General features: G+C 38.8%; 16 protein-coding genes. All 16 read left to right on the top strand.

The genetic code is table 11. The features are described from left to right. Positions 1 to 2: 2 nt before the first annotated feature. The 16 genes from H6G28_RS14040 (at position 3) to H6G28_RS37650 (ending at position 23,289) form a co-directional block, all read left to right on the top strand. Entirely contained in the window at positions 3 to 815 is an 813-nt protein-coding gene (locus tag H6G28_RS14040; protein WP_242054577.1) for a DUF928 domain-containing protein, read from the top strand. 709 nt (positions 816 to 1,524) lie between these two features. Then, positions 1,525 to 2,970, top strand: a complete 1,446-nt coding sequence (locus H6G28_RS14035; protein ID WP_242054576.1) for a HAMP domain-containing protein — start codon at positions 1,525 to 1,527, stop codon at positions 2,968 to 2,970. 65 nt (positions 2,971 to 3,035) lie between these two features. Continuing rightward, entirely contained in the window at positions 3,036 to 5,639 is a 2,604-nt protein-coding gene (locus H6G28_RS14030) for an amino acid permease (protein WP_190671473.1), read from the top strand. A gap of 68 nt (positions 5,640 to 5,707) precedes the next feature. Next, on the top strand, positions 5,708 to 6,490 hold the full coding sequence (locus H6G28_RS14025; protein WP_190593118.1) for a MinD/ParA family ATP-binding protein: 783 nt from the start codon (positions 5,708 to 5,710) through the stop codon (positions 6,488 to 6,490). Positions 6,491 to 6,496: 6 nt separating this feature from the next. Then, complete coding sequence (locus tag H6G28_RS14020) at positions 6,497 to 7,648, top strand: DUF7005 family protein (protein ID WP_190671471.1); 1,152 nt, start codon at positions 6,497 to 6,499, stop codon at positions 7,646 to 7,648. A gap of 46 nt (positions 7,649 to 7,694) precedes the next feature. Then, positions 7,695 to 8,789: a cyclic nucleotide-binding domain-containing protein gene (locus H6G28_RS14015; protein ID WP_190671469.1), complete on the top strand. Its 1,095-nt coding sequence runs from the start codon at positions 7,695 to 7,697 to the stop codon at positions 8,787 to 8,789. A gap of 369 nt (positions 8,790 to 9,158) precedes the next feature. After that, positions 9,159 to 9,464, top strand: coding sequence for a Nif11-like leader peptide family natural product precursor (locus H6G28_RS14010; RefSeq protein WP_190593121.1), 306 nt, complete (start codon positions 9,159 to 9,161; stop codon positions 9,462 to 9,464). A gap of 119 nt (positions 9,465 to 9,583) precedes the next feature. Beyond that, positions 9,584 to 9,877: a Nif11-like leader peptide family natural product precursor gene (locus H6G28_RS14005; RefSeq protein ID WP_190671468.1), complete on the top strand. Its 294-nt coding sequence runs from the start codon at positions 9,584 to 9,586 to the stop codon at positions 9,875 to 9,877. 105 nt (positions 9,878 to 9,982) lie between these two features. Continuing rightward, positions 9,983 to 11,272 carry a nif11-class peptide radical SAM maturase 3 gene (locus H6G28_RS14000; RefSeq protein WP_190671465.1) on the top strand — a complete coding sequence of 430 codons (1,290 nt, stop codon included), beginning with the start codon at positions 9,983 to 9,985 and terminating at the stop codon, positions 11,270 to 11,272. After that, entirely contained in the window at positions 11,269 to 11,451 is a 183-nt protein-coding gene (locus tag H6G28_RS13995) for a hypothetical protein (RefSeq protein ID WP_190671464.1), read from the top strand. Before H6G28_RS14000 ends, H6G28_RS13995 begins: the two co-directional genes overlap by 4 nt. A gap of 345 nt (positions 11,452 to 11,796) precedes the next feature. Further along, entirely contained in the window at positions 11,797 to 13,245 is a 1,449-nt protein-coding gene (locus H6G28_RS13990; protein WP_190671462.1) for an NHLP bacteriocin system secretion protein, read from the top strand. Further along, positions 13,232 to 15,628 (top strand): NHLP family bacteriocin export ABC transporter peptidase/permease/ATPase subunit, encoded by a 2,397-nt coding sequence (locus tag H6G28_RS13985; protein ID WP_190671460.1) that lies wholly within the window; start codon positions 13,232 to 13,234, stop codon positions 15,626 to 15,628. Before H6G28_RS13990 ends, H6G28_RS13985 begins: the two co-directional genes overlap by 14 nt. Positions 15,629 to 15,630: 2 nt before the next feature. Next, on the top strand, positions 15,631 to 18,540 hold the full coding sequence (locus H6G28_RS13980; protein ID WP_190671458.1) for an NHLP bacteriocin export ABC transporter permease/ATPase subunit: 2,910 nt from the start codon (positions 15,631 to 15,633) through the stop codon (positions 18,538 to 18,540). Between the two features lie 76 nt (positions 18,541 to 18,616). Continuing rightward, complete coding sequence (locus tag H6G28_RS13975; protein WP_190593127.1) at positions 18,617 to 20,092, top strand: MBL fold metallo-hydrolase; 1,476 nt, start codon at positions 18,617 to 18,619, stop codon at positions 20,090 to 20,092. 66 nt (positions 20,093 to 20,158) lie between these two features. Then, positions 20,159 to 21,634 (top strand): MBL fold metallo-hydrolase, encoded by a 1,476-nt coding sequence (locus tag H6G28_RS13970; protein WP_190593128.1) that lies wholly within the window; start codon positions 20,159 to 20,161, stop codon positions 21,632 to 21,634. A gap of 104 nt (positions 21,635 to 21,738) precedes the next feature. Next, positions 21,739 to 23,289: a tetratricopeptide repeat protein gene (locus tag H6G28_RS37650; RefSeq protein ID WP_190593129.1), complete on the top strand. Its 1,551-nt coding sequence runs from the start codon at positions 21,739 to 21,741 to the stop codon at positions 23,287 to 23,289. Positions 23,290 to 23,302: the final 13 nt, after the last annotated feature.

Below are 23,302 nucleotides of genomic sequence, written 5' to 3'. Positions count from 1 at the left end.
TTATGGCTTTAACAAAATTGCCTCTACCATTGCTCAGTTTGAGATACTTGCTTGTTTTCGGTATGGCTTGTATGGTATCCCCCTTACCTCTACAAGCCTCCATGACGAAATTACACACACTATATGCCAGTAATCAGGAAAATCTATCCACACCCCCAAAGTTACCAGATAATGGTGCGCCCGTCGGTCGTCGTCGTGGCGGAACTAGTCGCAATGACTGTCCAGCACTCAATATTCCCCTGACTGCTCTTGTTCCTGGCCAAGAAACATTAGATAATTTTCAAGGCTCTACATCTTTTTTAGCTGCTACTATTTCTGAGTATCCTACCTTTTGGGTATATATTCCTGAATTACCTAGTAATATTCGCAATGGAGAATTTATCTTACAGAATGAAATTGGAGAAGATATTTATCGAAAATCTTTAAAACTTCCTTCAGTATCAGGAGTTATCAGCATTAATCTGCCACCTGAAACCCAATATTCTCTAAAATTAGGGCAGAAGTATCACTGGTATTTTAAAATTTATTGTGGACAGGAAGATGTAGCAGATAAATATTTTTACGTTGATGCCTGGATAGAAAGAATAGCTCTCACTAAAGAGCTTGACATCAAGTTCAAAAATATCAAATCTCACAAATATTTCACCTATTTAGAGAAAAAAATCTGGTACGATGCCATCACAGATTTAGGAAAAACACTCCAGACTAATTCCCAAGATCATGCTCTAAAAGCTGATTGGGTAGAAATTTTAAAATCAATAGACTTACCAGATATTGCTCAAGCACAGGTTTTATCCACTGAAGCACAAAAGTGAAAAGCAGGTAAGTAGAGAAGAATTACCCTTGTCTTCACTGTATTTCCCTGGCTCAGGAGAGTTTGCATAAATCTTTTTTTGCCTCACGCATTCGCCGCCAGACGTTCCCGCAGGGTAGACGCAAAGAAAGACGCTAGTACAACAAGGCAAAAGAAAGAATAGTTATCCTACAAGCATTTTAGCAATTCCTGATGGTATGTTTATTTCCGCCGTGCGGGACTATAATCATTACTTTTGCAAGAGGTCTATTGCTCAAAAATGTTTAAGTTCTATGAGAAACAACAAAAATGTGAGTCTTAGAGAAAAATTTGATATTGAGATAAATATCGGCATATTTTATGCTAAAAAATAGCTCACTCAATATTCTTTAGTAAAGATGCAATACCCGCAAATATTCATCAAAAATTACTTATTATAGGACTCATATTTGATTTCTAAAAAAAACAGTACACCCAGATCAATCTTCTTTCCTACTCCTATTCCCTACTCCCTATTCCCTGCCTATCGCGCTTGCGCTTTGCGAACGCGCACCACACAACTAGATTCAGGAATCAAACCGTATTCCTCTAGTAGGATTTAATTCGTAGTCAGGACTTGAGTATTTGCTTACTTAAAAACTGAAGTTTTGACGATAAACCTTTAAGAGTATCAAAAATCCTGAAGCTTCATTAGTAGATGATTATTTGACAAAGTTTACTATATCTCTCCAATGAAAGTAATTCATCGGTTGTTTTACATACCTGGCTGGACAATCGCTACTAAAATTTCTGTGGCTTTAATATCCGCAGTTTTTATCCCAATGACCTTCACAGCATATTACAATCTACGAGAGAGCTTAGAGCGTGTAGAAACTGCTGAATATCGTAAGTTGGAGCTATTAGCTAATAATACTGCCAGTCGCCTCGATCAAATGCTCATTGATATTCAACGTCTGGTAATTCAAGTAAGTGGCGACCTCGATGTCGTGGATTTTTTATCTGCTGACACCCTTGAAAAGCGAAAAAAATTTGGCATCAGATTGCAAAAAACTCTCAGAAATATTCATCATGCTAATCCAGATTTTGATGCTGCATATATTATAGATCGTCAAGGTTTATGTATTGCTGCTACAGATTCTACATTCATCGGTCAAAACTATGCCTTTCGGCAATACTATAAGTCTGCTATCCAGGGAAAAACCTATATATCTAGTATCCTAATAGGAAAAACAACTAGAAGACCAGGCTTATATTTTTCTGCTCCTGTCAAATCAGAAAAGGGCAAGATTTTAGGAGTTGTGGTACTCAAAGTTAAAGGAGAAGGTATTTGGACAATAGTTAATTCCTTAAAGCCAGCAAATCAGAGCTATGCTTTCCTCATAGATAAGGAAGGTATGATCATTTCCCATCCAGATAAATCCATTTTATATAATACTATTTTTCCTATCTCGCCTGATAAATCTAAACAATTATTATCTAATCTGGGAAATATTTTTCCTTCGATAAATAGCCTGAATATTCCCGAACTAAAAGCTATAGTCAGAGCTAAAGATGCGGGTCATACTAGTTATTACTCCCCAATTGAAAATCAACAAATGATTGTTGGCTTTGCTCCTATGAAAATAGAGCCGTGGGTATTAGGCATAAGTCAATCTAGACAGCAGTTTGAAGCTCCTTTATATCGTCTCATAATATTTAATATTAGTAGTGTATTCATTGTGGGCGGAATTACCACAATTGTAGCTTTGTGGTTAAGTTCTCGAATTTCTCGCCCAATTCGTGGACTGACAGCAGCAGCACAAGCACTAGAAAAAGAAACCTTTAATCAGGAAGCACATAATATTTTAGTGCAAGCTGCTCATAGCCACGATGATATCGGTCAATTGGTGCGTGTCTATATGAATATGGCTGAAACTGTTAGGACGCGCAATCAGAATTTGAAAATGCAGGTAAAAGAACTAAGAATAGAAATTGACGAAACTAAAAGAACTAGATATGTGGAGGAAATCACTGGTAATGAACATTTTGAAAATATCCAGAAAAAAATTGCCAAGATTAAACAAGGCACATTAGTGGCTAGTGAAACTGAGATTGGTTACTACGATCGCCTGCATAATCAGGTGCAATCTCTCAAGCAGCGAACAGTTGTAAACATAACTCAAAAACTGCCTAATTAACAGAGAAACTTCTATTTTGCTCAATCAAATAAAAAATCTCAGATATTTACCAGGGGGTGATAGATATGACATTTGATTTTGATGATGAACTGATATCTCGTGAAGAGGTATTAGCGGGTTTACCTGCTAGACGAGCCAACACAATTTTATTTTTAATTGAGAGCCGAACAGCCCAAATTGCCGCGCGATCGCGTGTAGAATTTTCCTTAGCACCCCAATCTGCCCATGAACGCGATTTAGCCTTTCTAGAAGCATTTGCTTTAGGTAATGCACCACCAATCCGCCCCACTATTCAGCAACTAGAACGCTACGCCAGTGAATGGGCTTCTTTAGTTCCAGCAAATCCCCGACTCAAAGCAGCGATCGCCCAAGCCTTGGGACAGAAGTATAATTTTACCTATCAAGCCATACCCCAGATTCGCACCGTCTTAGGTCTTGATGAAAAAGCCGTACAAACAGCCTATTCTCGACTGTATAGAACATCACTATTCAACATCTTTGCATCCCACACCACATTTATCGAAGAATTGCGCTGGATGTTGAAAGATGTCTCACAAAAAATTGAATCTGTACCACCTTTCTGGCTGGCCTTTTTACTCACCATCTCCTTGGGTTTACCCCAAGCCTTTTTAGCCTTACCCATCGCTGTAGTTGATATTGGGCCATTACCGACCGTGGCCTTTTTGTTAATTATCGGTGCAATTAACGTTGTTACAATGGCTTGTATGGCTGAAGCCTTCGGTCGTAGCAGTGATTTTCGTTATGGTCATCCCTTCATCAAACAACTAGTAGCCAATTATTTAGGCGCAGCAGGTTCATTTATACTTTCCTTTGCTGTTGGGATTCGGGTATTTTTCATCGCCTTGGCTTGTTACATTGGCTTGTCAACAACCATGGCCAATCTGACTCAAATCCCTCCAGAAATTTGGGCTGTATTACTATTTGTGGCGGGTTCATATTTGCTAACTCGTCAATCCTTAAATTTCACAGTCTCTCTGTTGGTATTTCTGGCAGCGATTAATATTGGGTTACTTTTGATACTGTCACTGTTGACATTGCGTCACATCAATTTAGACAACCTGCTATATGTCAACTTGCCTTTTTTGAATAATCAACCTTTCCAACCCTGGATTTTACAAAGAATTTTTGGTGTGGGTTTGATGTTGTATTTTGGTCATGTCTATGTGGGAGAATGTGCCAAAGTTGTCCTACCGCGTGATCCTAGTGCCTCATCGTTAATTTGGGGTAGTGTATGGGGAACGGCATTTCTAACTGTAATTTTTTGCCTTTGGGTGCTGGTTGTCAATGGCGCGATCGCACCAGAATTGTTAGCCCAACAGTCAGGAACGGCTCTAGAAGCCCTAGCTATTCAAGTCGGCTCCATTGTTCCTATCTTGGGAGCAATTTTAGTGACCTTGTTGTTGGGAATGGCTTGGCTACGTAGTTCCAGCCTTTTAGTTAACCTAGCCAAAGAATGGATACCTACTCCATCTCTTCCCATCTTGATGTTACCCCGCCAAGGAGGAATGTTAAAATTCCATCCACCTAGTAATTCTACGGATGTTTATTGTATAGGTATTACCTATTTGGGAATTGTAGACAATCAACCCAAGTTTCAAATAGATATCCAGTTACAAGGCCACATCTATCATGTAGAAATTGCAGTCAATGAGCATTGGGACATCAAAGAGTTATTTACTCAATATCCAGACCTCAACCAGTCAAATATTCGCCTGATGTTTGATATCCAATCAGCTAACCATGATCGTGTATATCTGCAAATTACTTCGCCAATGCTCCTCAACTACGAAGCTAGTTTGGATGTGAAACACAACCTCACAACAGCTATAGCCAGAAAACCAAAAACTCACTTTTGGTTACACCTCCTCAACCAGCGTCGTTTGTTATTATCCATCAGTCCATTAATTTTAGTTTTTGTCTTGACTGAGTGGCTATTTCTCGCTGGTACGCAATCTTTCACAAACATACTCGCTTTTGCTGGCGTACTGGGTAACTCTCTTGTTGGTGGAATTTTCCCGATTTTGTTGTTGATTTCTAGTAGAAAAAAAGGAGAACTGATACCTGCTGTAGTCTTTAAGATTCTCAATCATCCCCTATTCAATGTGGGCATATATAGCATTTTTCTGGGTATTTTGTTGATTCACAGCTTATTCATCTGGCAACATCCCCTGGCACGAATCAGCGCATTCAGCATTGCTTTATTATCACTGGGTGCAACGATTGTGATGCAACTGTATGGTGCTTTTGCTTCCCGCGTAGTTGTAGAACTGCGACAGGAACAGCAACCACAAGGAAATTCAGTCTTTACGATTACGGCTGGTGGTAAGCCAAAAATAGCAGACGTACTTTTAGGATATGCAGAGGGTGAAGTACACCAACAAGCCACCAAAATCGATATTCCCTCACTCTCATCTTTACGCTACGCCATCTTTTGCTTTTCCACCAAGGGAGAAAAAGAAATGAAAGTCTGGACAGATGGAAATAACGATGAACATAAATCTCAGCACTTGCCTAAATTTGTAGAAGTCGAGAGTGGTAACAAAAAAATGCAGTTTGACTGGAAATTATCTAATGGCAAAGTCTTGCTACCGCTAATTAGCGATCAATGCTGGTTGAAATTTACATTCCCAGAGCGATCGCCATCTTAACAAACGATACAACTCATATTTTAATTTCATTCCCTGTTCCCTTCCCAAACAAACAAAAAAGGTAAATTATGTCCAAGATTATATCAATTCATTCCTTCCGTGGCGGTACAGGCAAATCAAATACTATTGCTAATATCGCCGCTACTATGGCCATCCAGGGAAAACGGGTAGCAATCATCGATACAGATATCCAATCTCCTGGAGTTCACATCATATTCGGACTCAACGAACACAAAATTGAATATTCTCTCAATGACTATTTATGGGGACGCTGTGAGATGAAAGATGCTGCCTATGATGTGACTCATACCCTCATCAATAGACAACAATCTTCCAATCAAATCAAGGGTAATTTATACTTAGTTCCTTCTAGTATTAAAGCTGGTGAAATTTCCCGGATTATCCGTGAAGGATATGATGTAGTGAGGCTCAATGATGGCTTTCAAGAACTTATCGTCAGTCTCAATTTAGACTATCTTTTTATTGATACCCATCCCGGATTGAACGAAGAAACCTTAATTTCTATCGGCATTTCTCATGTATTGATCGTTGTCCTGCGTCCAGATCAACAAGATTTTCAAGGTACTGCTGTCACAGTAGATGTAGCTCGTAAGTTGCGCGTCCCCAAAATGTTACTTGTGATTAATAAAGCATTATCAAGTTTGAATTTCCCAGACTTACAGCAACAAGTAGAGAGCATCTATAATGTTTCCGTAGCTGGGATTTTACCTCTTTCTGAAGATATGGCGGAATTAGGGAGTAAAGATATTTTCACTGTGCAGTATCCTGAGCATCCTATTAGTCAAACTGTGCAGAAAATTGCTGCCCAAATTGCTGATGTTGCGGCTTAATTAAATATGAATAACCAAACGCAATTTCGTGCCGATGTACTGGCGGCCTATGGTGCTAGTAGCTCAGAAATAGATGAGTTACTAGCATACAACCATAATGTATTTTGTCAAACTAAATTAAAGCATCCTCTTACATTTCCTTTACCATCTGAAGCTCATATCAATACTTGGGAAGAATACGCAACAGCAGCCAAAACTCTCGGCGCATTTGCAGTTCTCCAGCAACGATTAGTGCAGTTACAATTCCCCATTCTTGAAGGTATCAGCACAACTCCAGCATATAGAGATGCCACCCGTAAAGGTACATTTGTCGATAATCTTGCAGAGGCGACTGGTTTAGTGTTGACTCAACCAGAAAAACTGCGCTTAGAAATATATCCTAGTTTGGCTGGGAAAATTCCTGTTTTACTACCGGGAAATCGGGAGGATTTTGTTACTTTAGTCCAAGCTTTAACACAGCGTAATGAACCCACAGAAATTCCTGCATCAATGGGAGCTTGTATTGTCGGTGGGTTTAACAATTGGGATAGGATTCACCGCTATCGCCAAAAATGGGAACAGCAAAATCCTCATCAATGCTCAAAACATGATTGGACATTAGAGTTTCAACGCCTAATTCCCCAAAAAGAACTGTATCAAGATAGATTCATTATTTTGAGTAACAGTCCTTACAGCAACATTACAGCCCAAGAAATCGGTGCAGAGGAAACTACTTGGCAAAATATATCTCTAAAAATTCGCTTGGAACACGAATGTACTCATTATTTAACAAATCGTTTATTTAAATCCATGCGAAACAATGCCTTTGATGAACTAATTGCTGATTATAGAGGTATTGTAGCTGCCATAGGATATTATCGAGCCGACTGGTTTTTACATTTTATGGGCTTAGAATCATTTCCTGAATATCGAGAAGGAGGTAGACTGCAAAACTATCGAGGACAACCGCCTCTTTCTGATGGTGCTTTCAAAGTTCTCCAGTCATTGTTGCAAGCAGCAGCCTTTAATTTACAGCGTTTTGATGCAGAATATATCAATGATTTAGAAACGCCTGAATGTCAAATACAACTGTTATGTTCATTATTTTGTTTGACTTTAGAAGAGTTAGCTGATCCAGGATTTAATTCATTCATTAAACAACTGTTACAAAAAGTCTAGTTTTTAAAATTGCCGATTGTTTTTTTCACAAGAGGATAATTGAATTATGACAGAAGTTTTACTAAAAGAGTTGAGCAATAGTGATATTAATTGGATAGTTGCCAATAGCGATCGCCAGGAATTATTACCTGGTAGTTTATTAACTTCACAGGGAAAGACTGTTGATTCTTTGTATATCTTATTAGATGGTACATTGACAGTTAACGTTACGCAATCTGAGAATAATCCTTTGCATCGAGCTTTTGCGGCTATTGATAGTGATATCAACTCAGATTGGGAAATTTTTAGAGTATCTAGGGGTGAAGTAGTCGGGGAAGTTCCCTTTGTAAGCCAAAGTTCTAACATCACTACAATTAAGGCTCTAGAAAAATCATTAGTGATGTCAATTCCTCAAGAAAAATTAGCCGCAAAATTACAGCAAGATGCTAGTTTTGCGGCTCGCTTTTATCGAGCGATCGCTATTATGTATGCAGACAGACTGCAAAAACTAATCACTCAACTTGGTAGACGCAAATTAACACAAGCCAAGTCTTTAAAAGACGTACTATTTGTTTTAGCTGAATTACACGATAGTGACATTGATTGGTTAATGGCTTGTGGTATCACCCAAAAAGTTGCAGCAGGTCAAACACTCATTTATGAAAATAGTCCTGTCGATGCGCTATATATTATTTTGAGGGGAAAAATGTCTATGTCTGTCTCGGAAGATGATCGCAATCCTTTATTGCGTGCTTTTTCTGCGATTGAAGGTAAAGAACTCATTGGGCGAGAGATAGCCAAATTATCCAAAGGGGAAATATTAGGAGAAACACCGTTTATTGATGGTCGCCTCCCTTGGGCGACAGTGAAAGTAATTGAAGATTCTCTAATTTTGGCAATCCCCAAACAGCAATTAGCAGTAAAATTACAACAAGATATAGGATTTTCATCTCGTTTTTACCGCGTCATTTCTATTTTATCAGCCAACAGATTACAGGAAATTTTGAGTAGAATCGGCTACGGCAGGAGAGTTTATAGCGCAGGTCTTCCACTCAGCAATAATGTTGAATATGAGGATGAAATCAATATTAGCATCTTAGATAAAATGGCTATAGCCAGTAAAAGATTTGATTGGATGATTTCGCGTATGAGCATAGCTTAAATATCTACTGCTACTTGGCTTTTAGTCGTTGTAGCTACTAGGCTATTAGTATTCATTTAATCCCAGGTGAATTTAATCAATACATAATAATTTTGCTAGGGTTTAAACAATTATAAATCCTAGCATAGTCTATTTATATCTGTATATTCTTAAATCTTATCACCTCATATTTTCGCTTCCAATAAATTAAAAAAATGAAATCACATACAAATAAAATATAAAAATAAGCTAGTGAGAAATAACAATTACATATTGTTTTACGTCTTTATTAGCATTTAAATAATTACATAAGCCAGCAATAAATATTGTCATAAACAAATTTATTGTTAGCATCGAAAACCTCTAACACAAGTCTAGAAGGAGATAATTATGTCTATTCAAGATGCTCAAGCTTTTTACTCAAGAATGAAAACAGATGATGCTTTTCTTGATCAAGTAGAAAATGCAGCTAGTCCTGAAAACCGCCTGGAAATTATTCAGTCTGCTGGTTATGATTTTAGTGCAGAAGAATTTAACACAGTCTTAGCTCAAAATGCTCAACCAGAAGCTGGTGAATTGAGTGAAGCAGAACTGTTACAAGTTAGTGGCGGAATTCGTTTTGCAAGTCCAGGTCTTGTTCGCCCTCTTTATGGCGTTGGTATACCACCCAGAAATTATTGGAGACCACGTAAATAACCAGTAGGGTGTGTTACGGCTGTGTAAAGATTCAAGCTTGTGAGCAAAGATATCTAGGCGTAACGCACCAATATCATGGCATTAGAAGACCTCTCAAACGATTCCATAAGGAGATAATTATGTCTATTGAAAACGCGCAAGCTTTTTACTCAAGAATGAAAACAGATGATGCTTTTCTTGAACAAGTAGAGAATGCAGCTAGTCCTGAAGAGCGTTATGAAATTATTCTAGCTGCTGGTTATGATTTTAGTGCAGAAGAATTTAATACAGTCTTAGCTCAAAATTCTCGAACAGAAGATATTGAATTGAATGAAGAAGAGCTATTACAAGTTAGTGGTGGACGTAGTAATAGCCTTGTCCTTCATTACGGTGCTAGTTTACCACCCAAAAAATTTTGGAGATCTCGTAAATAGATTTAAATGTGAAATTAGTGGGACTTAAATAAAAAGTAAATGTTTAAGTCCTGCTAGGAAATAGGCTGGAAAATCCTAATTTTGCATTGATATTTCAGGAGAACAATGCCAGATTTACACGAAGAATATGAAGAATATCGGCGTATTACTTACGCTGTATGGGAAATTACTCTTAAATGTAATCTTGCTTGTAGTCATTGTGGTTCAAGAGCAGGAGAAGAGCGCGTAAAAGAACTTTCAACAGCAGAAGCTCTGGACTTGGTGCGACAATTAGCAGAAGTAGGAATCAAAGAGGTGACGCTGATTGGCGGAGAAGCCTTTATGCGTGCTGATTGGTTGGAAATTGCCGCCGCTATTAACCAAGCTGGTATGCTCTGCACTATGACTACTGGGGGCTATGGTATTTCCCGTGAGATGGTCAAAAAAATGAAAGCGGCGGATATTGCTTTTGTTTCCGTCTCTACCGATGGTTTACAAGCCACCCATGACCGTCTGCGTGGTCGCCAAGGCTCTTGGGAGTCAGGCGCACGCACAATGGGTTTTTTAAAAGAAGAGGGTATTCCCTTTGGTTGTAACACCCAAATTAACCGCCTTTCTGCCCCAGAATTTCCACTGATTTATGAGCATATCCGGGATTTAGGGGCGATATCTTGGCAAATTCAGTTGACTGTACCGATGGGTAATGCGGCAGACAACGCAGAGATATTACTGCAACCTTATGAGTTGTTAGCACTTTATCCGATGTTGGCTAGGGTTGCTCAACGCGCCCGTCGTGAAGGTAAAGTCCAACTAGCAACGGGAAATAACATTGGTTATTATGGCCCTTATGAACGGCTTCTGCGTGCTGACTTTGACGAAGATCCATCATATTCATTTTGGCAAGGTTGTAGTGCTGGGTTAAATTCCATTGGGTTAGAAGCTGACGGGGCAATCAAAGGCTGTCCCTCATTACCCACAGCAGCTTATACTGGTGGGAATATCCGCGATCGCTCCCTCAAAGAAATCATTGCCACATCAGAACAGTTACGCTTTAATCTAGGCGCAGACACTCCCCAAGGTACAGCTCATCTGTGGGGTTTCTGCAAAAGTTGTCAGTATGCAGAACTCTGTCGGGGTGGCTGTAATTGGACAGCACACGTTTTCTTCGATAAACGCGGTAATAATCCTTACTGTCACCATCGCGCCTTGGAAATGGCCAAGCGTGGGCTACGGGAAAGATTTTATTTAAAAGTCAAAGCCGCAGGAATACCCTTTGATAACGGTGAATTTGCTTTGATTGAAGAGCCTCTAGATGCACCTTGGCCAGAGAATGATCCTCTACATTTTACCCCTGAGTCGATTCAGTGGTCAGATAGTTGGCAAGTACACCCACAGCGTTTTGCTTCATTCAGATGAATACTACAGAATCAAATCCAGTTAACTTATTAACTCCCATAGTTTCACCAACAGAAACCCTAGTAGAGTCTCCCTTGCTACCTCGCTCTGCTTGGCAAAATCCCGAAGTATTAGCAAGATTATTACTGAAAACTAAAAAAATGTTAGATATTGCTGAATTCAGTAGCTTATTTGATTGAACGACTCAAAAAAAGTCATTGCAATATGGGTAACTGAGTTTTTTCTGTTACCCATTTGTTGTGCGGTATTGCATAAATGCGGGATGATTTGTATCACGCAGAGGCGCAGAGACGCAGAGAGGATAAAGAGTTTGAAGTTTCAGCACATCAAATTTCATTTTCTGATTCAGTAACATCTGTTTTCCTAAGACTTCACAAAAATGGCTAGTTCTATCTAAATATTGTGCATTTGCTCAGGCAAGACTTTTTTATATTCTTGGGTCTATACCAACTAAATTCTGTCTTTTCATTAAAAAAATACATCATAATTTTTAGTTCCAAATCTCTCGATTAACAAAAATACAAATGTTAGAGCAGAAGCGTCGCATATTTCGCCAAGAATCTGTAGAGCGTCTATCTTCTCCTGAAAGATTAGACCAACTCATGCAAGTAGTCAGTCCTAAAAGTTGGCTACCTCTGATAGCTTTAAGCTCTTTGGTGGGAGTAGCTATTGTTTGGAGTATTTATGGACGTATTCCGATCACAATTGAAGGGCGAGGAGTATTAATTTATCCGCGTAAAGTAGTACCTCTACAATCGAAAAATTCAGGACAATTAACAAATGTCAACTTCAAAGTTGGTGACTCGATTAAAAAAGGACAGGTATTAGCAATAATTGATCAATCTGATCTACGTCAGCAACTCGAACAACAAAAAGCTAAACTAGCACAACTAGAATCACAAGACCAAGCAGCTAACTCCATATTTAAACAACGTTTAGCACAGGACGCACAGTCAATTCAACAACAACGTCAGTATCTTCAACAACGCATTCAGGAACTTCAAACCCTTACACCTATTCTCAAAACTAGAGATAATACCTCTCTTGAACAACAGCGCAAAAGTTTAAAACAAAACCTCCAACGCTTCCAAGCCTTGAGTCCAGTTTTCCGGCGCAGAATGGAAATCCGCCAAAAGTTATTTCAACAAGAAGGGGTATTTTCAGCCGATGAAGCTTTGCAAGCAGAACAGGAATATCTAGAGAATTTGCAAAATATTTCTGACATCGAAACCCAATTAAAAGCACTTGATGTCACAGAAACTCAAAAACAAAAAGAATATGGTGAAAATATATCAACTATTTCCGATTTACAAGCCCAATTAAAGAAACTAGATAGTGAACAAGCTTCTCAAGCGCAACAAGACCTAGAAAATACTAATAATCGCAAAAAAGAAATTCAAGAAGTTAAACGAGAGATAGCTAAACTGCAACTACAAGTAGGTGATAATAGCAAAATTATTAGCCAATATAACGGTCGAGTTTTAGAAACTACAGTGGCGCAGGGACAAGTAATTAATGCTGGTACTCGTTTAGCAAATATAGAAGTAGAAAATCCTGATAGTAAGTTAGTAAGTTTAGCTTATTTTTCAGTGGCAGAGGGCAAGAAAATTCAATCAGGAATGCCAATTCAAATCACTCCTGAAACGGTGAAGCGAGAAAGATTTGGCGGTATTGTCGGGAAGGTGATTAATATTTCCAATTTCCCCACTACCAAAGAAGCGGCAATTAATGAAATAGGTAATTCCGAAGTTGTTGAAGGTTTAGTATCACAAAAAAACGAAGGATTCATCCAAGTATTTTCTGAGATACAAAATGATGCTCAAACCTTCAGTGGTTACAAATGGTCTTCATCTAAAGGGCCACAGATGAAGATTTCTTCTGGAACTACTACTATTGTGCGGGTTCAGGTCGAAGAACGCGCTCCCATTACGTTTGTATTACCTATTTTGAGGTCGTTCAGTGGCATCTACTAACCCAACTATAGGTCTACCTACGAATTTTTGGCGGTATCTACAAAAACTACTGCCTCAAAGAAGCAAGCGGGTAAAAACACCAACTCTTTTGCAAATGGAAGCAGTTGAATGTGGTGCTGCGGCTTTAGGAATTATCTTAGGTTACTTTGGTCGGATTGTGCCGTTGCCAGAATTGCGGCGAGAGTGTGGTGTTTCCCGCGATGGTAGTAAAGCATCGAATGTGTTGAAAGCTGCTAGAAATTATGGTCTAGAGGCTAAGGGGTTAAGAAAGGAACTAGATAAACTCCCAGACTTAAATCCCCCTTATATTATCTTTTGGGACTTTAACCACTTTTTGGTAGTAGAAGGATTTCGCAACCAGAGAGTGTATCTGAATGACCCCGCTACAGGCCCCCGTAGTGTATCTTTGCAAGAATTTGACGAAGGTTATACGGGTGTAGTCTTGGTGATGGAACCAGGAAGTGAGTTCCAAAAGGGTGGACGTAAACCTAGTATGATTGGGTCTTTGTGGGAGAGGCTACAGAGTTCAACTAGTGCCTTACTTTACTGCTTAATGGCAGGATTTTTCTTAACTTTAGTGGGGATGGCTGTACCCGTATTTAGCCAAATATTTGTCGATGAAATTCTTGTAGAACAAAGATTAGATTGGCTTAATACCTTGCTTTTGGGAATGGCTGTGGCTGCTGTTTTGCAAGGCTTTCTCACATTACTGCGCCTGCAATATTTACGCCGTTTAAAAATTAAATTGTCCGTGGGAATGTCTAGCCGGTTTCTCTGGCATTTGTTACGCCTACCAGTAGGGTTTTATGCCCAACGTTTTGCCGGAGAAATTACCAGTCGGATGAGTCTCAATGACCAAGTGGCTAATGTGCTTTCGGGACAGTTGACCACCACAATTATTGATGCTGTGATGGTGGTTTTCTATGCCTTGATTATGTTGCAATATGATTGGCTATTAACTTTGATTGTCATCAGTTTAGCGATCGCCAACATTTTCACTCTGCGCTTAGTCTCTCGTCAACGGGTAGACCTCAATCAAAAATTAATGCTAGATTTTGGCAAGGCTGAAGGGGTTTCAATTGCGGCTCTCCAAGGCATCGAAACCCTGAAAGCATCAGGCTTAGAATCTGATTTCTTTTCTCGCTGGTCAGGCTATTACACCAAGGCCATCAATAGCCAACAACAAATGGATGTCACCAACCAATTATTTTCCATTCTACCTACGCTTTTAGAGGCTATTTCTAGCTTGTTATTGTTAGTAATTGGTGGTTTGCGAGTCATGGATGGACATCTCAGTATTGGGATGCTGGTAGCTTTTCAAGGCTTAGTAGGGAGTTTTCAAGCACCAGTCGCCAGTCTATTGAATTTTGGCAGTACCTTACAAGAATTAGAAGGTAATTTGGTTCGCTTAGATGATGTTTTAGATAACCCGACTGATAAAGCGATCGCCCAAAGAAACTTAGCTCATGAAGAAGCAGGGGAGCAGGGAGCAAGGGAGCAAGGGAGCTTTCACCCACAAAGGGTGTTACCAAAGTGGAACTTACTTAGGTTTCTCTCTTTATTTCCCCCAGCCCCCAGCCCCCAGCCCCCAGCCTCTTCTCAAGTTATCGAACCATCATCTTATTTTTCAGCCTTGCCCACATTGCAAGGATATGTAGAATTACGTAACCTCACCTTTGGCTATAGTCGCCTAGAACCGCCTTTAATCGAAAATTTTAATCTTTCTCTCAAACCAGGACAAAGAGTGGCTTTAGTCGGTGGCAGTGGTTCTGGTAAGTCTACCATTGCCAAACTCGTCAGTGGACTTTACCAACCTTGGGCGGGAGAAATTCTGTTTGACGAACAATTAACAGAAGAAATTCCCCACCAATTATTAACTAATTCTGTGGCAATGGTAGAACAGGATATTTTGTTATTTGGTGGCACAGTTAGGGATAATTTAACGCTTTGGGATAATACTATATCCGATAAAAACTTAAAACGAGCTTGTCAAGATGCTGCCATTGATGATGTGATTTTGGCTCTCAATGGTGGATATGATGCCGAACTGATGGAAGGTGCGGCGAATTTAAGCGGTGGTCAACGCCAACGCCTAGAAATTGCCCGTGCTTTGGTGAATAATCCCTCAATCCTGATTATGGATGAAGCCACCAGTGCCTTAGATGCAGAGACAGAACGGATTATTGACGAAAATCTGCGGCGACGGGGATGCACCTGCATTATTGTGGCACACCGATTAAGTACGATTCGAGACTGCGATGAAATCATCGTCCTAGAACGAGGCAAGGTAGTGCAACGAGGTACTCATCAGCAATTGTGGCAGACCGAAGGTGTGTACTCACGGTTAATCCGCACAGAAGGGGAAGCCTTGGAGGAGGAATAAAGATGCAGCAAAAAAGATTTCATCAATGTGCCGTACATGGTCAAACCTATATATTGCAAGGTAATGAACCCATACTATTAGATGATCCTGCTAGAGTTTGGGTAATTCAATCTGGCTCTATGGCCTTATTTGCGATCGCACTTCAAGATGGTGTCATAGCAGGAACTCGCCGTTATTTATTTAGTCTCTCTCAGGGACAAGCCTTATTCGGTACTAAAGCCATGAACGGTCAACAGCAAATTTTAGCTGTGCCGATTGGAGAGGTAGAATTACTGCAACTACATCCAGAATGTTTTCCCGAATTAGTTGCTTATGCTGATAGTAGAGCATTTGACTGGGTAGAATCTTGGCTTTGGGAACTTAGTAGCGTGTTATCTGGGGTAACTCTCCCAGTCATTGAGGTGATATCTCAAGGAGAAATGCGGTTTTCTCTGTTGGATGGTCAAACTTTCCAAGGGGAAGTCGGAAATATCTGTTGGGTAAAGATTCAGCAAGGGACTATTCGCTTATTAGGTTTGTCAGAATTAATGCTGACACCTGCAATGGGTTATTTTCCCCTGACTGACAAAATGTGGTTAGAAGCCGTGGAGGAAGTTCAACTCACCACGCTGAAAACCCGTGAATTTTTGAATGCTGACCAACTCTTAGCTGCTTTGTCGGCAATGCACATTCAATTACTGCAATGTGTAGAGTTTTTCGACCGACAAGAAGCAGAAGCAGAAATGATGCGATTGCGCGATCGCCAGCGTCTAAATCGTCAAGTAACTTCTCAAGCATTAGGAGAGTTAGCATCAACTATCAATCCTCAAGATGGCGACTTTTTCTTGGAAGGTACACCCTTGTTAGTGGCGGCTGGGGCTGTTGGGAAAGCGATCGGAGTAAAAATTTCGCCTCCCGCCCGTTCCGAGAATCTCAAACGAGTCAAAGAACCTTTAGAAGCTATTGTCCGCGCTTCTCGGATTCGGATGCGCCGAGTTTTATTAAGAGACAACTGGTGGGAAAAGGACTGTGGGGCGTTAGTCGCCTATACAGAGGTAGATAATCGCCCGGTAGCTTTATTACCAGTTTCTACTACTAGCTATGAATTATTTGATCCCGTTAACCATACCCGTACCAAGGTAGATGAACCTATAGCGATGACACTTGCGCCTGTCGCCTATATGTTTTATCGTTCCTTTCCTGATCAGGTACTCAACACCTACAATGTGATTTTGTTTGCCCTGAAAGGACGGAAACTCGATGTTTTCCTGACTGTACTCACAGGGGTGGCTGTGACGCTGTTAGGGATGCTCACACCCCAAGCCACTGCTATTATTATGGATAATGCCATTCCCGATAGCGATCGCGGTTTGTTACTCCAAGTCGGAATGGGGCTACTGGTTGCAACATTAGGCACAGTCTTATTTCAAATAACTCAGAATTTTGCACTTTTACGCATTGAAACCACCGCCGCCACCGCTACAGAGGTGGCTGTATGGGATCGACTGATGAACTTACCAGTATCTTTTTTCCGCAAATATACAACAGGGGATCTACATTCAAGAGCCTCATCTGTTGGTGAAATCAGTCGTCAACTCAGTGCTAATACAATTATCAAACTAATTACCAGTTTCTTTGCATTATTTTATTTAGGGCAATTATTTAACTATAACTTTCAGTTAGCCTTACTTGCGGTTGCGGTTGCCGTCATTACCAGCGCAGTCACCATCCTTTCTGGTATCCTCCTCGTTGGTAAAGTGCATCCTTTACTAGAATTACAGGGCAATATTTTTGGACAAACAGTACAAATCATTAATGGCATTTCTAAACTACATATTGCAGGAGCCGAAGAACGCGCCTTTGCTTCTTGGAGTAAACACTACACTCGTCAACTCAAGCTAACTCTCAGTACACAACAGTTAGAAGATGCTGTAGTTCTTTTTAATACAGTCATGCCCATATTTACATCTGGAGTCCTGTTTTGGTTAACCATCAACCAATTTAAAACGGCGCAGACTTCCGGCACTATGGCTATTACCATAGGCACTTTCTTAGCCTTCAACACGGCTTTTGATCAATTTGTGAACGGTACTACCAATCTCAGTAATGTAGTCACTGAAATTGTCCAAATTACTCCCCATTGGCAACGTACTCAACCCATTTTGCAAGCTGTCCCCGAAGTAGATTTAAGCAAAGCTGACCCAGGAAAATTAGTAGGCAAAATTGTTGTAGACCATGTAATGTTTCGTTATCGTCCAGATGGGCCATTAATCTTAGATGATGTAAGTATCTCTGCACAATCAGGAGAATTTATTGCCCTCGTTGGAGGTTCTGGAAGTGGTAAATCAACAATCTTCCGATTATTGCTTGGGTTTGAAACTCCAGAAAGTGGAGGTATTTACTACGATGGACAAGACTTATCTGGCTTGGATGTCGAAGCAGTCCGCCGACAATTAGGTGTTGTCTTACAAAACGGCCGTTTGAATGCAGGATCTATTTTTGAAAATATCGCCGGTGGTGCAAATATCACCTTTGATGAAGCTTGGGAAGCTGCGAAGATGTCTGGCTTCGCTGACGATGTAGCCGCTATGCCAATGGAAATGCACACCGTAGTAAGTGAAGGCGGTGGTAATCTTTCTGGAGGACAACGCCAACGCTTACTCATAGCCCGCGCTTTAGTATTAAAACCTCGCATTCTGCTATTTGATGAAGCCACTAGCGCACTCGATAACCGAACCCAAGCAATTGTGAGTGAAAGCTTAGACAAAATGCAGGTGACGAGAATAGTTATTGCTCACCGACTCAGCACAATTCGCAATGCTCATCGCATCTATGTACTCCAAGCAGGACGAATTGTACAGCAAGGCAGTTTTCAGGAACTCGCTTCAATTGAAGGACTATTTGCTCAATTAATGGCTCGCCAAATGGCTTAGTAATAAGCTAATTCACTGACAGATACAAGTTTTGCTCAAAAACACAATTAATAAATAATAAACATAGAGGTGCAAAATGAAAATTCAAATGATTGGTCATGCTTCCATATTTGTAGAAACACAAGATTGCAAAGTAATGATGGACCCAGTGCTTTGGGATAAATTTTGTGAAGTGACAACAAGTATATGCCCTGAGCGAGAAGTTATTTACGACCAAATTCCTGAGTATGATGTACTAGTAATTTCCCATAGACATTTAGATCACTTTGATATTCGTTCTCTTGCTTATCTGCCTAAAAATATTGATGTTTTTATTCCCAAAGATAAGTTAGTAGAAAATTGTCTGCGTCAATTAGGATATTCTCACATCTATACTTTAAGTGACTTTAGTGAAGTCAAGATTGGTTCTACTAACCTCCTAGCTACACGTTCAGAAAATCGCGTACCTGAATATGGGATATTATTTGCCGACCCATCGGGAGTTTTTTGGAATCAAGTAGACTCATTAGTAAATGCAAATACAATTAATTTTGTCAAATCTCAATACCCAACAATAGACTTTTTGTTGGCAAGCTGGCAACCAATGTTAGAAACTGAGTATCAATATAATCAAAGCTTTTCATTCCCATTTTCTGGTTATAGTAATACTCTCCAATTGATGGGCTTGACTCAACCAAGAGCTATTTCTCCTGGTGCGAATGGCTTCAAGTTTATAGATGGTTCAGCTTGGTTAAATAAAGTTGTCTTCCCAGTCACTCAAGAGCAATTTTGTCAAGACATAAAAAAAGTTTGCCCAGCAACAGAAAATATCTTTGCTCTTCAGCCAGGAGATATTTGTGAAATTGAAAATGGCACATCTACCTATCTACCTGCTCAATCACAATTTGTCAAAACAGTTAAAGATGATAGAGATATTTTATCTTTTTCGCCTGTGACAGTAAATGGCGAAATGATTGACAGTAACCCAAACAACTATGATATTCATGAAATGAAAAAAATAATTGAAGAAGAGGTTTGTGTTAACTTACCTAAGTTCTTCATGGAACATAAACAAGATTTATTTGCCCAATATTTCCATTGGGAAGTCAGATACCAACTAGAAGTAATATTTCCAGATGGTTCTCAAACATGGTATTTTGACTTTACGGAAGATCCTATTCAGTGCAGAACAGGATCTAGTGCTTTAGCTAACGTGTTTAATTTCATCACAGCCTCCAGCTTATATGCAGTTTTAAAATCTTATAAAACCTGGGATTATCCTGCTGCTAGCGGATATTTACGTGCATTTGAAAAAATATATATAGCCAGCACTCACGGTGCTATACGTCCCGATATTAAATCACTGAATATTTCTCCTTTAGCTTTAAAGTTTCCTTATGAGGAAGTTTTCAAAAAAGTGTTGGATAAAGAAGTGGAAAAATGGTCAAAACAATCTCAACACAATCAAGTTATTGGAGAAAATCAATCAAAAATCATGAAACTAGGTAATTCTTTTATTAGAATGTATCCAAAAAATATCAATAACCAACAATTGATAACAACTAGTGTGTAGATAGCATCTTGAAATATTTTTAAGCTAAGTCATAGCTTGTAATGACCATAAACATAGAGGTGCAAAATGAAAATTCAAATGATTGGTCATGCTTCCATATTTGTAGAAACACAAGATTGCAAAGTAATGATGGACCCAGTGCTTTGGGATAAATTTTGTGAAGTGACAACAAGTATATGCCCTGAGCGAGAAGTTATTTACGACCAAATTCCTGAGTATGATGTACTAGTAATTTCCCATAGACATTTAGATCACTTTGATATTCGTTCTCTTGCTTATCTGCCTAAAAATGTTGATGTTTTTATTCCCAAAGATCAGTTAATAGAAAATTGTCTGCGTCAATTAGGATATTCCCACATCTATACTTTAAGTGACTTTAGTGAAGTCAAGATTGGTTCTACTACGCTCCTGGCTACCCGTTCAGAAAATCGCGTACCTGAATATGGGATGGTATTTGCTGACCCATCGGGAGTTTTCTGGAATCAAGTAGACTCATTAGTAAATGCAAATACAATTAATTTTGTCAAATCTCAATACCCAACAATAGACTTTTTGTTGGCATGCTGGCAACCAATGTTAGAAACTGAGTATCAATATAATCAAAGCTGTGCATTCCCATTTTCTGGTTATAGCTATATTCTGCAATTGATGGGCTTGACTCAACCAAGAGCTATTTCTCCTGGTGCGAATGGCTTCAAGTTTATAGATGGTTCAGCTTGGTTAAATAAAGTTGTCTTCCCAGTTACTCAAGAGCAGTTTTGTCAAGACATCAAAAAAGTTTGCCCAGCAACAGAAAATATTTTTGCTCTTCAGCCAGGAGATATTTGTGAAATTGAAAATGGCACATCTACCTATCTACCTGCTCAATCGCAATTTGTCAAAACAGTTAAAGATGATAGAAATATTTTATCTTTCTCGCCTGTGACAGTAAATGGCGAAATGATTGACAGTAACCCAAATAACTATGATATTCATGAAGTGAAAAGGACAATCGAAGAAGAGGTTTGTGTTAACTTACCTAAGTTCATCATGGAACATAAACAAGATTTATTTGCCCAATATTTCCATTGGGAAGTCAGATACCAACTAGAAGTAATATTTCCAGATGGTTCTCAAACATGGTATTTTGACTTTACGGAAGATCCTATTCAGTGCCGAACAGGATCTAGTCCTTTAGCTAACGTGTTTAATGTCATCACCGCTTCCAGCTTATATGCATTGTTAAAATCTGATAAAACCTGGGATTATCCTGGTATTGGCGGATATGTACGTGCATTTGAAAAAATATATATAGCCAGCACTCACGGTGCTATACGTCCCGATATTAAATCACTGAATATTTCTCCTTTAGCTTTAAAGTTTCCTTATGAGGAAGTTTTCAAAAAAGTGTTGAATAAAGAAGTGGAAAAATGGTCGAAACAATCTCAACCCAATCAATTTATTGGGGAAAATCAATCAAAAATCATGAAACTAGGTAATTCTTTTATTAGAATGTATCCAAAAAATATCAATAACCAACAATTGATAACAACTAGTGTGTAGATAGCATCTTGAAATCTTTATAAGTTAAGTCATAGCTGATAATTTTCATTAATCTTGGCATAAATTAGCTAAATAAAACATAAACAAAGCCTTTATTGCTGGCTGTGGCTGGTTTTTCAGATTTTGAAGCTAACTCTAAAAATGCGATTTTAATGCTATACCCTCATCTAAAACCAAAGGAAGAAATATTTATGAATACAATCAAAAACAGTGTCAAGAGCATCATCACAGAAGAACACTCTTCTCAACTTCATGTTTGGCATCAATTAGGCTGGAAAAATGTTACTCTAATTTATTTAGATGAACATCTAGATTTTCAATATATTAGTGAAAATCATATAACAGCATTGAAAAAATGCCAAACTTCAGCAGAATTAGCTCAACTAGAAAGACCTAGTCATATATTTCCTGATGATAAATATAGTTATGGTATCGAAAATTTCCTTTTTGCGGCTCATCGCTTGGGAATAATTGAAAATCTCATTTGGGTAACTCTAACTCCCAAAAATAAACTACCAAATTCTATAAAATATATGCGTAAATTACGGGGGTTTTTACAACAGCATAATGCATTTACTGTTAACGATATAACAAATATTACCATTACAGAAGATATAGCTACGGCGACAGTATTTGGATTAAAAATAACGGTATGTGGTTATGAAGATTTAAAGAAATTAAACCTTCCCGAAAACACTTTTATTGATATTGATATTGACTACTTTATTGGCTTGCCTGAGCAATATCCTTTGGTAGATCCAGAAAATGTTTTTGCCTGTTTAAAATCTTTACCTATTAATTATGATACTGTCACTTTGACTCGTTCTGTGAGTAGTGGTTATATGCCACTACGTTACTATTTTTTGGCTGATTATTTAGCAGCTCTTTGGCAAAATGACCTGCGTGAAATAGAACACTATCGCCGTTTATATGCTCTTGATCTACAAGCACGAAATAACAACATAGAAGCCGCTAAAGCAGGCTGTCTTGAAGAAATACAAATCATGCCAAATTGTGCCGCTACTTATTACTTATTAAGCCTTTGTGAAACTGAGCCTCAAAAGTCTGTTAATTACGAACTAATCGCAGGAAAACTTTGCCCTAGCTATTGCCCTAGTGTACTACATTCAGCTAATGCAATTCTAAGCCGTGACTTAGAATATGATAAAAATACACTAAGCTTTTTAGAAAATAAATTAATGCTAGCTGAAATAGACATTGAAGAAAAAATATTAAGTCACTATACTCTAGGAATTTTATATAGTCTAAAGTCTGAAAAAGAAGAGAGTCTTAAACATTATAGATATTGCCAAGAAATCAAACCAGGCAATTATCCTGATTTAAGTTTGAATATAGGTTGTATCTTTATGAAAAATAAGGATTACACGAAAGCAATTAGCTTTTTTGAGCAGGCTTTGGCTGATGAATCGAGCAAGGCTGAAGCACATAAAATGCTTGGGAAAATTTATCTAGAGCAGGGTCAGTATCAGATAGCGGAAGAAAATTTGATATTAGCTGGAGAAATTGTACCTACTGATGAACTAGCAATGAAACTATTAGCTAAATTATACAAAGAAATAGGAGATGAAACAAGCTACAACCATCAAATAAGCAAATATTATCACATGAAATTTTTGTCTCAAAAATTTACATAATTATTAATAATAG

The sequence above is a fragment of the Nostoc sp. FACHB-190 genome, assembly GCF_014696905.1.
Classification (GTDB): Bacteria; Cyanobacteriota; Cyanobacteriia; order Cyanobacteriales; family Nostocaceae; genus Nostoc_B.
The sequence above is the reverse complement of the archived record's forward strand: the minus strand, read 5'-3'. Positions and strand labels throughout refer to the sequence as shown.

What these genes read in the sequence shown, in the direction of transcription:
- H6G28_RS13995 (WP_190671464.1), top strand. Translation starts at nt 11,269, where the DNA reads ATGAATACTACAGAATCAAATCCAGTTAACTTATTAACTCCCATAGTT.
- H6G28_RS14020 (WP_190671471.1), top strand. Translation starts at nt 6,497, where the DNA reads ATGAATAACCAAACGCAATTTCGTGCCGATGTACTGGCGGCCTATGGT.
- H6G28_RS14025 (WP_190593118.1), top strand. Translation starts at nt 5,708, where the DNA reads ATGTCCAAGATTATATCAATTCATTCCTTCCGTGGCGGTACAGGCAAA.
- H6G28_RS14010 (WP_190593121.1), top strand. Translation starts at nt 9,159, where the DNA reads ATGTCTATTCAAGATGCTCAAGCTTTTTACTCAAGAATGAAAACAGAT.
- H6G28_RS14000 (WP_190671465.1), top strand. Translation starts at nt 9,983, where the DNA reads ATGCCAGATTTACACGAAGAATATGAAGAATATCGGCGTATTACTTAC.
- H6G28_RS13980 (WP_190671458.1), top strand. Translation starts at nt 15,631, where the DNA reads ATGCAGCAAAAAAGATTTCATCAATGTGCCGTACATGGTCAAACCTAT.
- H6G28_RS14015 (WP_190671469.1), top strand. Translation starts at nt 7,695, where the DNA reads ATGACAGAAGTTTTACTAAAAGAGTTGAGCAATAGTGATATTAATTGG.
- H6G28_RS14005 (WP_190671468.1), top strand. Translation starts at nt 9,584, where the DNA reads ATGTCTATTGAAAACGCGCAAGCTTTTTACTCAAGAATGAAAACAGAT.
- H6G28_RS14040 (WP_242054577.1), top strand. Translation starts at nt 3, where the DNA reads ATGGCTTTAACAAAATTGCCTCTACCATTGCTCAGTTTGAGATACTTG.
- H6G28_RS13975 (WP_190593127.1), top strand. Translation starts at nt 18,617, where the DNA reads ATGAAAATTCAAATGATTGGTCATGCTTCCATATTTGTAGAAACACAA.
- H6G28_RS13970 (WP_190593128.1), top strand. Translation starts at nt 20,159, where the DNA reads ATGAAAATTCAAATGATTGGTCATGCTTCCATATTTGTAGAAACACAA.
- H6G28_RS14030 (WP_190671473.1), top strand. Translation starts at nt 3,036, where the DNA reads ATGACATTTGATTTTGATGATGAACTGATATCTCGTGAAGAGGTATTA.
- H6G28_RS13990 (WP_190671462.1), top strand. Translation starts at nt 11,797, where the DNA reads ATGTTAGAGCAGAAGCGTCGCATATTTCGCCAAGAATCTGTAGAGCGT.
- H6G28_RS14035 (WP_242054576.1), top strand. Translation starts at nt 1,525, where the DNA reads ATGAAAGTAATTCATCGGTTGTTTTACATACCTGGCTGGACAATCGCT.